We start from the raw sequence: 15878 nt of genomic DNA, 5'->3' as shown, positions 1-15878 counted from the left end.
CTCAATAGCTTCTGAAATTCCAACTTCATACTCTCATTTCAGTTCTTTTACAAACTATTAAATCATTACCGCATACCATGTTACCCCAACTAGTAGAACAAAAAGAAGAAGAATATAGATTGCAGATAAGTTTTTCACATTTCTTTTTGTAGACTTACCGTAATTCTCCTCCACGTTTCTTGCAACTAGTACAGTCCCAAATAGCGATACAATTACAATAATAACGACTAGTGAAATTGCAAAACTCATTGTCTTTTCACCTCTCTAAGACCCATCTATTTTAATTAAAGAACTTACATAAAAACCTTCCTCTTTAAAACGTTGATAACATACTACCTTTCTTCTCTTATCATAATAGATGTTTGCAAAAAGCGGACCAACCACTTTCGTGTTTTTTTGCTCATCCACTTAAAAAATAAAAAGCAACTGATCACTTAGGACCAGTTGCTTTTTTCACACAATAATTTTTCATTTAAAATTAATTCGATTTAAAAGTTTCGCCTTTTCATAATGAAACATCGACTGAGATAACTCAAAAATTGTTCCATTTACAAGATACACTGTATTTTCAATAAGAAGCGCCGGATCACCTTCATTTAATTCTAAAAACTGTGCATTTTCTTTATTTACTTTTTCACAACTAATAACTTTATCAGCAAAACCAATATTTAATCGTAAATCTTCAATGAAATAACTGTATACAGAGCTTAATGCTATTTCTTCGTTCAAATATGGAATAATATCCTTTTTGAAATAACTTACTTCAATAGAGAATGGTTTAGCATCTACAATTCTTAAACGCTTCAAAAAATACAACCTAGTTCCAGCTTCGCATTGCATCTGCTTTGCTATCTCTTCGTCCGCATCTATTACTTCAAGCTCTAACACTTTCGTTTCAATATTTTGTGAAACAAGATTTTTCGTTAATCCACGTAAACTTCCTAAATTAATGTAATCTGTTACAGAAGTTTCGCGTAAAAACATGCCACTACCTTGCACTTGAAAAATATAACCTCTATTCACAAGCTGACTAATTACTTTACGTATCGTATTACGGCTTACTTCAAATCGATTCATCAACGCTTCTTCTGTAGGTAGTTTTTTCGTTTCATTAAAAAGCCCATCTCGAATGTTTTGCTCTAACACATCTGCAATTTGTTTATACTTTGCACTCATACACTTTCTCCTAAAATACTCTTTTATCTGTTATAACTCTTCCCCTCTCGTTTCGATCACACGTTTATACCAATGAAACGAAAGTTTCTTCTTACGTTTTAAGTTATCATTATGATCGACAAAAATAAAGCCATATTGCTTTTTATATCCATTTAACCAACTTAAAAGATCAATCACTGACCATGCATAATAACCTTTTAAGTTAATTCCCTCTTCAATTGCACGCTTCATTACTTTTAAATGCGCTTCAATAAATTTAATTCTCGGAACATCTACAATTTCTCCGTCAATGATCGGATCTTCATCACCAAGTCCATTTTCCGTTACATACATCTTTATGTCACCGTAACGTGCTTTCAACATATGCAATCCCTCTAAGAAACCTTCGGGAGATATTTCCCATCCCCATTTTGTATATGTTTTATCATCCATTTTAACTGTTCGATAAAAACCATCAAAAGAAGAGTTACCTGGAGCAAGCGTTGAGTTTTCTCGAGAATGTTCCTCACTCTTTATATCCATATCGTATCTTTCTACTCGTATTGGTTGATAATAATTCAAGCCAATAAAATCATTTTCTTCTGCATTTTGTTTAATGATTTCTAATTCTTCAACCGTACAATTAGGAGTCCATCCTTTTTCCTTTAATTGTTGTACAACATAAGACGGATACTCGCCTTTTAAAATTGGATCATAATACCAATACGTTTCATATTCATTCGCATGATTTGCTGCTTGTATATTTTCTTTTTGATCATCCACACTATAAGCTGGTAAGAAAACATGTGTAATCCCAATTTCACCATATTGTTTCAGCTGCTTGTACACCGCAACTGTTTTCGCGTGTGCATAAAATACATAATGAGTAGCTTGAAAATACTTTGGAACATCATTTTGTATTCCTGGTGGATGTGCACCTTTTAAATAACCTAATCCACAAAACATTACGGTCTCATTAAAAGTAATCCAATGCTTAACTCTGTCACCAAATGCCTTAAAACAAGTTTCTGCATATTTTACGAAAGCCTCTGCTGTTCTTTTATTCGTCCATCCACCATCTTTTTCTAACGGTAATGGTAAATCCCAATGATATAAAGTGACAAACGGCACAATCCCGTATTTTAAACATTCATCAATTAAGTTGTTATAAAATTCAATCCCTTTTTCATTTACCTTTCCATCTCCAGTCGGCAATATTCTCGCCCAAGAAATAGAAAAACGATACGATTCTAATCCCATCTCAGCCATTAAGCGAACATCTTCCTTATATCGATGATAATGATCAACAGCTACATCACCATTTGTTCCATTGTATGTTTTGCCAGGAATTTTTGAAAACTCGTCCCAATTCGTAACACCTTTTCCATCTTCATTCCATGCACCTTCTACTTGATAAGAAGCTGAAGCAGCTCCGAATAAAAAATCATGTGGAAACTTCATAGTATATACCTCCATTTCATTACAACAAATCAAATTCAATCATACATATAAAATTTATAGGTACAAATTTTATATGTATGATTATATCTTATGTTTTTATTTTTTTCTATTATAAAAGTACAATTTATATTGTTGGTTATTGGAAAAGAAAAAGAAGCGATATATTTTATCGCTTCTTACTCTCATCATCTTTATTCTTTTATTAATGACTTATTCGCTCTTATAACTTCTTGATACAATAATGGTGACCACTTTTCATTTATGTAGTCTTGAATTACCCAGCCCACTCTCAAAGGATTCTTTTGTTTTATATAGTTTGCAATTTCAGGATTTATATAAGAAGCATAGTAATATGGACTATTCCATGCTGTACCACCAGAAGACAAGCTTGTAAAATTAATATATAGATGATTTAAATCCTCGCTATTGTTCATCGTTTCATCCATCGTATCTTTAATAGATTTTACTTTCTCATCATAGCTCACTTTATATTTATCTTGTACTGTTACATTTGCATTTTGGTTTACAGTTGTGGTAAACGTCTCATTATCTGGCCAATAAAAATTATTATATCCTCCAGGTTCATTACTACCACTATATCTTTTTAGTAGTACAATTTTCCCACGAGCATCTCCAAGCTTTATATTTCCTTCTGTTTTTAAAAAAATAGGATCAACAAAATATTTTTTTTCAAACGTGCTACTAAATGAATCTTCTGCCCCTTTCATATCCTCATACTCTTTTTTTAAAGACATAATAATTGTTTCACTCGGGTTATCTTTTAAAAATTGTTTCGCTTCATTTATGAATTCATGCAGTGTTACGTAAAGATATAATGGCCCATGATGAAGAACTATCGTATTATCATCTGTTAAACGTCCTCTTATATCAAAAATGCGAGCTCCATGGTCCATTTGATAGCGAAAATCATATTCTTGCGTCATTCCCCATACTTGCTTAATCGGATTTTGCAACTTGAACGTCCCACTATCGTGTGTTCCTGGAATTGAAATTCGTGCTAACGGGATATTATCAGGTATAGGTTGCATCCATTTTGACAAATTTTCAAGCTCATTAACAGAGCTAGCTGCAACTACTCTCTTATCATGTAAAGCAAATACAAATGTGATAAATATTGTACTACATATGAATAATTTCAAAATTAACTTCTTATTGCTCATTATTATCCCTCTCTCTTTCTGTTTTTATATCAAACTTATTGAATATAATATAAGCTAGCTCTGAAAAAATAAATAACATTTCATCAATATGAAATATTGCATAGAAGTAAAGTTAAAAAATCATTCACATATACTAAATTAGAAAAATTTAAAGGAACTTCATCTGAAGTTCCTTTTACTTATTTTATGTTCAATACGTATGAACCATTTTTATTCTCATATTTATAGACGTATAAATAATATTTACCTGGCTTTGCATTATAAGTTCCTTTAACTACATTGCCTTCATTTTCACCATATGCTACATAGTTATTTAAATCTGATTCATGATGAAGTACCCATGTCATTCCAATATTTTGTTCATTTAGTAGAGAAATATTAATATTTTCCGGCGAATCAATTTGGAAAGTAAATACATCTACTCTATCACTATTATGTAGCGTTCCTTTCACCGGTGTATGAAAGTTAACTTTATTTGCCTGTCTAGGCTCATTATTTGGTTCATTTTCTGTTACTTGTAATTCATTCCCACCGTTTGGTTTTCTTTGTTCATAGCCTAAGTTTGCTAGTATAGACTTCAAATCTGGTAAAACACCAATTTTATCTGCATATGGATCTTTAGATTTTGTTCCTGTGCTCTGGTTACTTAATATTGCTCTTAGTTCACTTGGTCTATATGGTTGTCCTAAATTTTCTTTAGCAATGCTTTGTACTAAAGTCGCTGCCCCAGCAATAATTGGCGAAGCACTAGATGTTCCGCTAAAGCTTGAAGTATAAAGATTTACAGCACTTCTACTTTGCTCGGCTGTAGTTGTATCTACATTTTCTCCCCATCCGTACACATCAATACGGCTTCCATAATTCGAAAACCACATACGTTCATGAGGGAAAGATGAAGAGCCAGCTCCTACCATAATTGCACCCGAATCTTTAAAATCTTTACTATTACGATTTAAGACTTGCTTACCTTTTCTATCTTTGAACTGGTCTAAATCATTCCACCCATTTGCTCCGGCCTCTATAATTACAATCCCTTTATCTGTACCAGCACGAATTGCATCAAAGATATCTGGTTGTACTTCAACAGGTAAATATTTATCACCATATCCATCGAAAGATGCTTGTGCCTCTAACAATAAAACATCCCCAGCTTCTAACTGATTTACAGCGCTTAATATTGCATCAGCCGTATTATACTGTCCATTATCTCTTATTTGAGAGATAACCTTTGCTTTCGCTTTTGGCGCAATCCCAATATTCCCAACTTCATTGTCCTCAGAGGATACAATTCCTAGTACAGACGTCCCATGACCGACATGCTGATCTATATTTCTTCCAGACATTAACTCAATTTTTTGATGTAATAAATCCTCATGATTTAATAACCATCCGTATTCCATATCAACAAAAGTGATACCATTTCCATTACCGCCTTGAATTCCCCAGGCGAAAGGCGCATTAATACCGTATGGGGCCGCTTCAAGATAACCTTGTTTTTTAAATCTAGGATTGTTACTAGGATTAAGAGCTACACTTGATGATTGCACTTCAGGTGGCATTATTTTCTCTTGTTTCTTCATATACGCATCTTCTATTAAAGAAGATGCCTTTAACTTATCTACTATTTCTTCTTCATACCCACTATTTTGATTTTGCAGAATATAGTAGTTTAATAAACTTGTAGATACATGATTAGGTGCTTTCACTTCAAGGTTTTGTAGTAACTACTCAGCTTCCTCACGGAGGCTTTTTTAATTTACTAGTCTGATATGTACTTTTTGTGTGAATACTAGATATATCATACAAGGAGGTGATAGTTGTGTTGAAAAAACGAGAGATTCTAGCTGTCTACCAAAGGGGACCTCAAGCTATTTGCGATTTTGTTCATCAATTAGAAAGTCAAATACAGAATTTAAAAGAGCGTATAGAGGTATTAGAAAATCGTTCAAAAAAAAACTCTACAAATAGTCATAAACCACCTTCTACAGATGGTTTGCGTAAACCTATTACAAAAAGTTTGCGCAAATCATCCCAGCGTCAAACCGGTGGCCAGTTGGGCCACAAAGGACATACGCTTCATTTGACAACGACTCCAGATCATACGATTATCTATTCTCCTACGCATTGTACTTGTTGTAACACGTCCTTAAACCACGAACCTGTAAAAGGATACCGCATTCGCCAAGTGTATGATTTACCACCTATCCAGATAGAAGTGACAGAACATAAAGTGGAACAAAAAGAATGCCCACATTGCCATTCTATCCAAGAATCTCAGTTTCCTTCTACTGTCTCTCGTCCTGTTCAATATGGCCCAAATATAAAAAGACTGATTCCCTATTTAACGCATTATCAGTGTCTTTCTTTAAAACGAACGAAAGAATTCTTTCAAGATTGTTTTGGGCATTCTATCAGTGAAGGAACGTTAGTCAATCATACAAACAGTTTTTCGGCTCAATTGCAGCCTTTTCTCAAAGAAGTAAAAGACAAGATTCTTCAGTCTCCTGTTGTCCATTTTGATGAAACCGGTATGCGAGTAGAAAATAAAACACAATGGTTACATACTGCCAGTACACCGGAGGTGACATTGCAACATATTCATCAAAAACGTGGAAAAGAAGCAATGGATGCGGGAGAAATTTTACCTTCTTTTTCTGGAATTGCGATGCATGATGGCTGGAAATCGTATGATGCGTATACAGATTGTCGTCATGTATTATGTAATGCTCATCTCTTACGAGATTTGCAAGGAATTATAGATAGTACGGGACAAAAATGGGCTCAACAGATGCAGAAATTTCTAACGCAAGCGTTAACGCTGAAAAATCAATACAAAGGAAACCTGCCAAAAGCGGAACAACAGCATCTGTTTACTGTCTATCAAGCCATATTGAAAGAACAGCCAGTCTTTTCTACAGAATTAAAAAAGAAAAGAAAGCAAACACCTGCTCAAAATTTATGGAATCGCTTCGTCAAATATGCTGACAGAATTCTAGCATTTTTAGAACATCCAGACATTCCATTTGATAACAATCAAGCGGAACGGGATATTCGAATGACGAAAGTAAAACAGAAAGTGTCTGGGACTTTCCGAAGTAAGAAAGGCGCAGAATCTTTTTGTCAGATACGGAGCTTTATGAGTACCATGAAAAAACAAAAACAATCTGTCTTACAAGCGATAGGACAAATTATAGAAACCGGAACGGTTCCCTGGAATATCACGACTTCATAAGAGAATTTCTCTATTTTATATAGATTCTTTCTCTTATTGGAGTATTTTCTTTTTCATGTTTTCGAACTGAAAGCATGTATTTGGCATGCCTTTTTTCCTAACTAAGCTGAGTAGTTACGTTTTGTATTTGTTCCGGGCTTACAGATGTGAATAAACGAGTAAATGTTACATCTGGATATTCTGTCAAAAGATCTTTTATTACTTTATCATTCGTTTGAGATTGTATTTGTTTTTCAATACCATCTTCATATGGCAAATCCAAATCCGCTTTAAATTTTACAATGATTTGCTTATCTGTTTCTTGTTCTATCCCTGATTTAATCTGCTGTTCTATAGAATCAGCATGTACACTATTGATAGTACCCCCTGTTCCTAAAAGTGTTGTAATGATTACAGTTGACGCACACATTTTTTGAAATATTTCCATTGCATTAATCCTCCTATTAATAATTAATCATTATATTAATCTATAATGATTTCGTTTCTATAACGTATTCCCTTTCTACTAAATAGATTATAGTAATCAGAAATATGAACTTCAATGTATTTTCATATGCAATATTTCATATTCGGACTCTACACTACACGAATATGAAACTTATAGTGATTATTTATTTTATATGTGCTAATATACTTACATTAATATATTACGCATATATACATTTCAAACTACATTACTTAATAGTTTCACCTTAATTTTTTCTTAGGAGGATTTACAATGAAATTACTAAAACTAAAACATATAATCCCTTTATCTGCAGCTGCAATTACATTCGTATGTAGTCAAAGCACAGCTGAAGCTTCTACCATTCATACAGTAAAAAAGAACGATACACTTTGGGGCATTAGTAAACAATACGGAGTTTCAATACAATCCATTAAACAGGCTAATAATAAAGGAAACGATCAAACCTTTATTGGCGAACAGTTACATATTCCAGGGTCCGTGAAATCAAATGAAATCACTGTTCCTCAAAACGCCAAGCCTGCGAACATTTCTGGACAAATTATTTATCAAGTACAACCGGGAGATTCATTAGAAACGATAGCAAGGCGTTACAATGTCACTGTCCAATCTATAAAACAAATTAACAATACAATCGGAAACAAGCTTTATACAGGACAACATTTAAAAATCAACTCAAGTATTTCACAAAAAGAAAAAGACTTAATGGCACGCTTAGTTACCGCTGAAGCAGGTGGCGAATCCTATAAAGGAAAAGTAGCAGTAGCGAAAGTTATACTAAATCGTGTAAATGCAAAAGGTTTTCCAAATACAATAACAGGCGTTATTTATGAACCTATTAAATACGGATATGCATTTACTCCTGTTACAGATGGAAGAATTAATCAGCCTGCAAGCGCAGAAGCAAAAATGGCTGTAGAAGAGGCTATCTCCACAAATGGAGTACATTCTGACTGGCTTTATTTCTACAATCCAAAAACATCAACAGACAAGTGGATTACGACACGTCAGACAGTAGCAGTAATTGGTAATCATGTGTTTGCTAAATAAGATTTAAAATCATTAACAGACCTCTTCACTTAAAAGGTCTGTTTTTTTTCTATGTAAGATGTTATTAATCATATGACATAGTTATTTTTTAAACTATTTCTTCTTTCAAATAAAAATTTTTGTATTTACTCCGCCACTCGTAGAAATTAATAAAGCATCAAGTTCAAAAACTCCCACTTTATTAATAAAAGCTATTTCTTAACTTCATAAAATTGTTATACACTAGAAAAATAAAAAACAAACTATTCGTTAGCAGGTGGAAGAATATGTATGATGTTACAATTATCGGCGCTGGAGTAAGTAGCATTTTTATGGCTTATTCACTAGCTAAAAGTAACAAAAAAGTTTTAATTCTTGATAAAGGTAAAGCGCTAGAAGATCGCCATTGTCCTTTAGACGAAGGAAAAGTGTGTAATTGTACTACATGTGATAAATATTTCGGGTTTGGTGGTTTAGGAAAATCTGAAGGGAAATTTAATTATACAAACGGATTTGGCGGAGAACTTGAGAAAAAAGTCGGTAAAGAGGGTTTTATACAACTCATGGCTGAAGTAGATGAAATTCTATGTCAGTTTGGTGGAAGTTCGGTTTCAAAATATTCTACTGAAAATTCAAGTCTCACTAAGAGAGCTGAAGCGTGTGGTTTACAAATGCTAACAACAGAAGTAAGACATCTTGGTACTACACTTTCCAGTAACATTTTTCAGCAGCTCTATGAATTTTTACTGACGAAAATAAAGATCCAATTTCATATAGATGTACAACATATTCTGAAACAGGAAGATCATTTTACAATAGAGACAAATCAAGGAACAGTTCAAACTAAGCAACTTGTATTTGCAACTGGGCGCTCTGGGGCCGATTGGTTAAAAGAAATATGCAGTTCCCTAAATATTTCTCAGGAGCAAACACGTGTAGATTTAGGAATTAGAGTAGAAATGAAAGAACATCAATTACGTTCTATATTAAAAGATACTTTTGAAACAAAACTTTCTTATCAAGGTGAGCATTTCACAGCAACTACTTACTGTATGAATCCACAAGGCCGCATCATTCGAAAGTACGAAGAAGGTTTAGTTATGCCTGACGGTCAAAATTTTCGGGAACAAGGAACTGGCACTTCTAACTTAAATTTCACTTTATTTATTCCTCGCTATTTTCCAACTCTCAAAGAAGCAAATGCATACGCAAGTTCAATTATTGAAGGCATTAACCAAGGACGAGATCGGATTGTTATACAGCGCTTAGAGGACTTACTAAAGAAACAACCTACGGTGGAAAACAGCATGGAGCATAATCGTATACAGCCTACACTACAGGGGGATTATGGAGATTTGAATCAAGAAATTCCTCAATCATATATTGAAGGGCTAAAAGAATTTTTATTACGCTTAGAACAATTTATACAGGAGCCTATCGATCAACATACTTTACTATATGGAATTGATGGAAAGTTCTATGCTCCTACGATAAAAATTAATAATCATTTTGAAACTAGTATACATGGGCTATTTTTAATTGGAGATTGTTCAGGCGTTACGCATTCATTATCTCAAGCAGCTGCAAGTGGTCTGTATGTTGGAAAGTACTTATCTGACATTTAATTTCTATCATTAAAATATCAGTCAAATATTTTCAATTTCAAAACACTTTACTTATATATAGTAAAAGTATATTAATAAGACCCCTATCCTTCCCTGCTAATGATTAACCGACAAAAAATCGGGATTTTACAAAATACATATGTAATATAACTGTATATTTAAAACGATTGGCATTCAATTCTAATAAATTGAATGTCAACAGTTTTAAAAGTCTCTATCCATTTTCACTTTTATTTGTTCGATATTTTGTAACATCATCATAGTGTTTAATATGGTAGGATGTCTATAAGTCAATTTCACTACAACTATGACTTTTTCTGCCTGTTTCTCAAAAAAGAGTTATATTTATGCTACTACGCTTTAAAAATCCCCATTGTATATATATGAATACTTCAAATTATTCCCTTTAGAAAACAAAGTCTAAATGGTTCATTACAGTCTAATAGTTATAAAAACATAATATATAACTTTAGTTAAATAAATTATATAAAGAAGGTGTAAAAATGAAGAACAAAATAAATTTACAAATGCAAAATATAAGTTTTGTTATAATAATGGCTTTAGCAGTATGGTTAAAAACATATCTTATTACGCGATTCAGTTTTGATTTAAAAATCGAGTCTTCAACGCAAGAGCTCATTTTGTTTATTAGCCCTCTAGCCGCATCATTAGCATTTGTTGGATTAGCATTATTTGCAACTGGTGAAAAGCGAAATTATATAGCGCTCTGTATTAATTTCTTATTAACAATCGTGCTTGTTGGAAATGTAATGTTCTATGATTTTTATAGTGATTTCGTTACATTACCAGTACTTGGACAAACCTCAAACTTTGGCCAATTAGGCGGCAGTATTATAGAAATATTAAACTACAAAATTATACTCGCATTCGTAGACATTGTTTTCTTCTTTATTTTATTAAAAAAGAAATCATTGGTCTTTAAAACAGAACGTGTAACTCATTCTACGCGCTTGTTATACTTTCTTTTAACGATTGGTGTATTCTTTGCGAATCTACATCTTGCAGAAAAAGAGCGCCCTGAATTATTAACAAGATCATTCGACCGAGTCATGCTTGTCAAAAATTTAGGCTTATATACTCACCAAGTATATGACTTAACACTGCAAGTAAAAGCTGGGTCACAAAAAGCACTTGCTGATAGTAGTAAATTACAAGAAACTGAAAACTACGTAAAAGCAAATCAAAGCGAGCCAAACCCTAATATGTTTGGTGCAGCGAAAGGAAAAAACGTAATTGTCGTCACTCTTGAATCCTTGCAGACCTTCTTAATAGGCGCATCAGTGAACGGGCAAGAAGTTACACCATTCCTAAATGAATTCATAAATGAAAGTTATTACTTTGATAACTTTTTCCATCAAACTGGTCAAGGGAAAACATCCGATTCAGAATTTCTAATCGATACGTCGTTGTATCCATTAAATCGAGGAGCTGTATTCTTCACACACGGTAACAATGATTATACTGCAACTCCAGAAATTTTACGTCAGCAAGGTTATTTCACTTCTGTATTCCATGCGAATAACGCAACATTTTGGAATCGTAATATCATGTACTCTGCTCTTGGTTATGATCGTTACTATAATGAGCTTGATTACAAAATTACACCAGAAACAAATTTAAATTGGGGATTAAAAGATATCGAATACTTTGATCAATCAGTAGATATATTAAAAACTGTTAATCAACCATTCTATGCTCGTTTCCTTACTTTAACAAACCATTATCCATTTACGTATGATGAAGATACAAAATTCATTGAACCATACAACTCTGGTAATGGCGTATTTGATCGTTACATCGTAACAGCACGTTACTTAGACGAATCCATTAAAAAATTTATTGAACGTCTAAAGGCCGAGGGGCTTTACGATAATTCTATTATTGTGTTATACGGTGATCATTATGGAATTTCCGAAAAACATAATCGTGCAATGGCACAGTTTTTAGAAAAAGATCAAATAACAGAATTTGATACTTTAAATTTACAACGTACACCTTTATATATTCATATTCCTGGACAAACAGAAGGTCAAACTATTTCAAAGCCTACGGGACAAATCGATATGAAACCTACGATTCTAAATTTATTAGGTGTTGATTCTACGAATGATATCCGTTTTGGCCATGATATGTTTTCAGATGAATATACTGGCTTTGTTGTTTTACGTGATGGTAGCTTCGTTACAGATAAGTATGCATACAAAAACAACACTTTCTACGACCGTATAACAGGTGAAATTGTAGATTTACCAAAAAAAGAAGCTCAAGCCCTCATTAAACGTGCACAAAATGAATTACGAATGTCTGACAAAATTATTGAAGGCGATTTATTACGTTTCTCAGAAAGCAATAAAATTAAAACTGGCGAAGTACAAACTAAAATTAAAGAAACAGAAAAATAATCTATATGAAAAAGGAGCAACTTATTACAGTTGCTCCCTTTTACTTTTATTCTACACTTGTTTCTAAAGCTACATCTGTATAGGTATTATCATCACCTATATTTAAAATTACTTCACATTGACGCAATCTCAATTCAAAGAGCATGATAGAATCATGATAAACTTCAGGATTTGATTTCATTTTATGTAACATCTCTTGTTTTTCTTGTATTTCTAATTGCGTATTTTCTACAGCTTGCTTTAAGGAGTTAAATGGATTCCTAAAGAATATATGAATATCCCTCTCTTGTGTGTTTTCAAACAGCTCAAATTGCAAGAAAAATTTCTTCATAATAGAAGCCGTTACTTCAGTATAATCTTCATTTTCTACATACTGTTTATATTTGTTATATAGCATAGATTTATTTTTAGGAAGAACTCCAAATAATTTACCGGCACTTTTTAGTAAAAATTGTGCTGGCGTAAATCGACGTAAAATATTTACTTCATCCATTTGTATTCTAGTCGTCATCCTGTCAGTATCTCTGCGCCAGTCATCAAGCACTTTAAAGTCACATTCTAACTGTATTTTATTTTCTCCAAATAGTGAATTAAGCCCTTCACTAAGTTCTTCTAAATACGTTTGACTTTGAAGAAGCTCATTATTAGAAGTTGCAATCCAATTTTGCATAGAAAGAGCAAGATTAGGTAATACAGTTTGTTCTAAATATTTATGCACTCTTTCATTCATTGCTTTATTTAGTTCCGTATCCATGTGCCCGAAATCACTTTCTTCACTAATTAAATTAGAACAGCTCTTTAATATCTTCGGAATATTTTCGGTAAGATCATTTGTAATTTCAGTCTTCATTGAACGATATGATTGTGTAATGAAATGAATTTTTTCCCTTTCAAATGCAGTAAGGTTATTAATGCTACCGTTTAGTTTCACTAGCATATCTTCATTCCAATTAATAGCATCCACCAGGTTATTTTCTTTCTCAACACGTTTATCCAAAAGATATGTAATTGTTTTTCGAATGAAAAATAATTACTTTTCAGTACGTTCTGCATCGATATTTTTATGATTAAAGTTAAAATGAATAAACTCAGTTAAACCATTTAATTGTTGACTACTTGTATATAACGAGGAATAAGGGAAAATTCTCGCATACGGGAAATATGTGTTTATTCTCGTTGCCGTATCATGTAATACCCTTTTCACTTCTGCTTCACTGTAAATGTTATCGATTTTATTTAATAAAAAATGAATTTGTAAATTTGGCGTATGTTCTTGAATACTTAATAAAATATCACGTTCTTTATCAGTAAAAGGTGAATCCGCATTCAATACGAATAGTAATTCGTCTACAGAATTTAAATATTCGAATATTTCATCTCTAGTGTCGTTATTTCTATTAAAGCCAGGTGTCACTACAAATGTAAGTTTATTTTCATTTAAAAATCTGCATGGTAATTTAAATTCAACACACGCTCTATCTCTATATGTTTGATGGTGCTGAGACATCATATTATGGTAATCAGAGACATCTTCCGTTGTTGTAATTGCTGAGTCTGTTATAGCGTTTATTTCTATATGAGCATCATTTTTTAAAACTACTACATTTGAAATTGATTTTTCTAATATATTTTCTCCTAATATAGAGTTAATAAATGTAGTTTTTCCGTTCCCTGAAGTTCCCGTTACTAAAATACGATTTGTTCTTAAATCTGCGAGCTCGTCAACTAACCATTTAAATCGGTGACCTATTTCTATATTCTGCTTTTGTGCCCACTGTGTAATAGATTCAAAAAGGTGTAAGCTGTACTCTAAGCCATTTACATGATTAATAGAATGTGACAGTAAGTTTTCCGCATGTTCTATATTTGCTGAATCTATTTTGGAAGGGAAAATCTCATCCCATGCCAATACAGCTGCAGATGGAAATACAGCATAAGATGGATTGACTACCTTTAACCAGTTTGCTAACAGATTTGGTATGATATCGTCTAATTGTCTAAGCGTATATTGACCTTGAATTAATGTAAAGTACGTTTCTTCGTAAAGAGCAGAAACTTTGTTCCATATATCGGACGAATGTATTTCAATATGTAAGAAAAATTCATTTATTGTATTAAGCCATAATAAATAATTTGGTTCATCTTTATAACTGTTCCAAAGTGCTGAAACCATTTGTGTAAATTGTACTTGATCTACATTATTTAATGTAGCTAATGCATCATAAAAATAGTCTGGTGAAATATGTTTAGTAAACCCTTTATCGATATATCCTTTTAACACCTCAAACCACGGATACGACTCTATTCGAATTAACTCATTCACAGCAAGCTCTACTGCACTATCAAAATCTTGCTGTTCCTCATAAAAGGAACGGGCAATTTTTGTGACGTTCGGATAATCAGGATTTAAAGAAACTGCTTCTTTAATAACACCGAAAGCTGAATCAAAATTATTTTGCTCAATGTAAAGAGAAAGTAATTGTAATCTAATTTCGGTCATCAATATTTTATTATCAGTAGTAATGGAAGTATAAATATTTTCAGCATATGGTAATTGATTAAGTTCGAAATAAGCATCCGCAATATTTTTTTGTGCCCATGGTGCTAATTCATTACTAACCTTCTCCCATTTAAAAATAGCTGCTTCAAAATCTTGATGACGATAATAAAATTCACCTTGTGCAAAACGAATATAAGACCCATCAGAAATCTCATTTTTTTCTTCGTTTACATAAGCTTGTCCAAGTACGTCAAGAGTTGGTTTTGTTTCATTCTCCATTAGGAACGTTTCATAATACATCTTTTTTATTAATTGTTTTTCTAATCTCATCTTTTCCCCCACTATATCTTGAAAATAAATTTTTAAGATATGTCAATGCTTTTTGTATGTATGCTTTTTATCTTAACAAAGAATATCTTTTGGAAAATTTCATTTTCCTTTCATTTTTCAAGTTAGATTGAATTTTTATGAGAAAAGTTTCAGTTTTTTTTCAATTCCCTTTCAGTTATGAAACAGCATTAGATGTTCCTAATAACCTAATAACACTATAATATTCCACATTATATTATCAGGAAAACCCCATATAAACCATATTATAAAAACAATCTATAATGAATTTATATGCACAATTCACTGTGCTGTTAAACAAAAAAATAACAATAGGAGCCAACATCTATTCATACCATTTCTTTCTCAAATTGTTTTCCTTTAAAATGTTTCATTAGTTATGTAATTAAATTCCATTAACCTATATAAATAACTAGTCCAAAAAATATCTATATGCATATCATGTTATAGTAAAGAAT

Annotated in this window: 8 protein-coding genes and 3 pseudogenes; 4 read left to right on the top strand and 7 right to left on the bottom strand. The window is 32.4% G+C overall.

Translation table 11 applies throughout. The annotated features are described in order from the left end of the window. Positions 1-57: 57 nt before the first annotated feature. The 5 genes and pseudogenes from ACS2CR_RS04345 to ACS2CR_RS04325 form a co-directional block, all read right to left on the bottom strand. Positions 58-249, bottom strand: coding sequence for a hypothetical protein (locus ACS2CR_RS04345; protein WP_000006459.1), 192 nt, complete (start codon positions 247-249; stop codon positions 58-60). 219 nt (positions 250-468) lie between these two features. Next, positions 469-1176 carry a GntR family transcriptional regulator gene (locus ACS2CR_RS04340; RefSeq protein ID WP_001274908.1) on the bottom strand — a complete coding sequence of 236 codons (708 nt, stop codon included), beginning with the start codon at positions 1174-1176 and terminating at the stop codon, positions 469-471. 30 nt (positions 1177-1206) lie between these two features. Continuing rightward, complete coding sequence (locus ACS2CR_RS04335; protein ID WP_153602385.1) at positions 1207-2616, bottom strand: GH1 family beta-glucosidase; 1410 nt, start codon at positions 2614-2616, stop codon at positions 1207-1209. Between the two features lie 191 nt (positions 2617-2807). Continuing rightward, positions 2808-3797: a phosphatidylinositol diacylglycerol-lyase gene (plcA, locus tag ACS2CR_RS04330; RefSeq protein WP_000066292.1), complete on the bottom strand. Its 990-nt coding sequence runs from the start codon at positions 3795-3797 to the stop codon at positions 2808-2810. A 179-nt stretch (positions 3798-3976) separates the two neighbouring features. Next, a pseudogene (locus tag ACS2CR_RS04325) lies at positions 3977-5518 on the bottom strand (S8 family peptidase); the annotation flags it as partial. An 89-nt stretch (positions 5519-5607) separates the two neighbouring features. Between ACS2CR_RS04325 and tnpC the strand changes: the two are divergent. Continuing rightward, on the top strand, positions 5608-7029 hold the full coding sequence (gene tnpC / locus ACS2CR_RS04320) for an IS66 family transposase (RefSeq protein ID WP_438906006.1): 1422 nt from the start codon (positions 5608-5610) through the stop codon (positions 7027-7029). Positions 7030-7144: 115 nt separating this feature from the next. Here tnpC and ACS2CR_RS04315 read toward each other — a convergent pair. After that, positions 7145-7456, bottom strand: a pseudogene (locus ACS2CR_RS04315) (S8 family peptidase); the annotation flags it as partial. A 291-nt stretch (positions 7457-7747) separates the two neighbouring features. Here ACS2CR_RS04315 and ACS2CR_RS04310 point away from each other — a divergent pair. The 3 genes from ACS2CR_RS04310 (at position 7748) to ACS2CR_RS04300 (ending at position 12572) form a co-directional block, all read left to right on the top strand. Continuing rightward, a complete protein-coding gene (locus ACS2CR_RS04310; RefSeq protein WP_000771173.1) occupies positions 7748-8545 on the top strand; it encodes a cell wall hydrolase in 798 nt (265 codons plus the stop codon). A gap of 266 nt (positions 8546-8811) precedes the next feature. Beyond that, positions 8812-10149, top strand: a complete 1338-nt coding sequence (locus tag ACS2CR_RS04305; RefSeq protein ID WP_000272401.1) for an NAD(P)/FAD-dependent oxidoreductase — start codon at positions 8812-8814, stop codon at positions 10147-10149. 503 nt (positions 10150-10652) lie between these two features. After that, positions 10653-12572, top strand: a complete 1920-nt coding sequence (locus tag ACS2CR_RS04300) for an LTA synthase family protein (RefSeq protein ID WP_000791028.1) — start codon at positions 10653-10655, stop codon at positions 12570-12572. Between the two features lie 46 nt (positions 12573-12618). Here the strand turns inward: ACS2CR_RS04300 and ACS2CR_RS04295 are convergent. Continuing rightward, positions 12619-15402: pseudogene (locus ACS2CR_RS04295) on the bottom strand (dynamin family protein). Positions 15403-15878: the final 476 nt, after the last annotated feature.

It is taken from the genome of Bacillus cereus group sp. BceL291 (assembly GCF_051776705.1).
Taxonomy (GTDB): domain Bacteria; phylum Bacillota; class Bacilli; order Bacillales; family Bacillaceae_G; genus Bacillus_A; species Bacillus_A cereus.
The sequence above is the reverse complement of the archived record's forward strand: the minus strand, read 5'-3'. Positions and strand labels throughout refer to the sequence as shown.

What these genes read in the sequence shown, in the direction of transcription:
- ACS2CR_RS04345 (WP_000006459.1), bottom strand. Translation starts at nt 249, where the DNA reads ATGAGTTTTGCAATTTCACTAGTCGTTATTATTGTAATTGTATCGCTA.
- ACS2CR_RS04340 (WP_001274908.1), bottom strand. Translation starts at nt 1,176, where the DNA reads ATGAGTGCAAAGTATAAACAAATTGCAGATGTGTTAGAGCAAAACATT.
- ACS2CR_RS04335 (WP_153602385.1), bottom strand. Translation starts at nt 2,616, where the DNA reads ATGAAGTTTCCACATGATTTTTTATTCGGAGCTGCTTCAGCTTCTTAT.
- plcA (WP_000066292.1), bottom strand. Translation starts at nt 3,797, where the DNA reads ATGAGCAATAAGAAGTTAATTTTGAAATTATTCATATGTAGTACAATA.
- ACS2CR_RS04310 (WP_000771173.1), top strand. Translation starts at nt 7,748, where the DNA reads ATGAAATTACTAAAACTAAAACATATAATCCCTTTATCTGCAGCTGCA.
- ACS2CR_RS04305 (WP_000272401.1), top strand. Translation starts at nt 8,812, where the DNA reads ATGTATGATGTTACAATTATCGGCGCTGGAGTAAGTAGCATTTTTATG.
- ACS2CR_RS04300 (WP_000791028.1), top strand. Translation starts at nt 10,653, where the DNA reads ATGAAGAACAAAATAAATTTACAAATGCAAAATATAAGTTTTGTTATA.